The 229-nt window shown below is 45.9% G+C and carries 1 protein-coding gene; it reads right to left on the bottom strand.

Going from position 1 to position 229, the window contains the following annotated elements; translation table 11 throughout:
• Positions 1-229: SulP family inorganic anion transporter (locus tag ACCD03_RS25675; protein ID WP_413413305.1), on the bottom strand; the 229-nt coding region annotated here is incomplete at both ends.

The raw sequence follows: 229 nt of genomic DNA, 5'->3' as shown, positions 1-229 counted from the left end.
GTAAGGCATGAGGGTAATGTATTTACCCAACTTAAATATTCCAAAAAAGATTTGAAATATTCCGCTAGCATGACTACGGTAAATGCCATTGCCAAGCCGTTTTCGGGGTTAGCTGCGGTCATGGAACCGACAATTGCAGTCATAACCACGGTCATTGGCCCGGTTGGCTCAGAAATTAGGGTTGGTGTCCCACCAAATAAGGCTGCGAAAAAGCCGACACAAACTGCAC

It is taken from the genome of Ralstonia sp. Ralssp135, from assembly GCF_047304345.1.
In the GTDB taxonomy this organism is placed as follows: Bacteria; Pseudomonadota; Gammaproteobacteria; order Burkholderiales; family Burkholderiaceae; genus Ralstonia; species Ralstonia chuxiongensis.
This window is presented reverse-complemented; position numbering and strand designations above follow the sequence as displayed.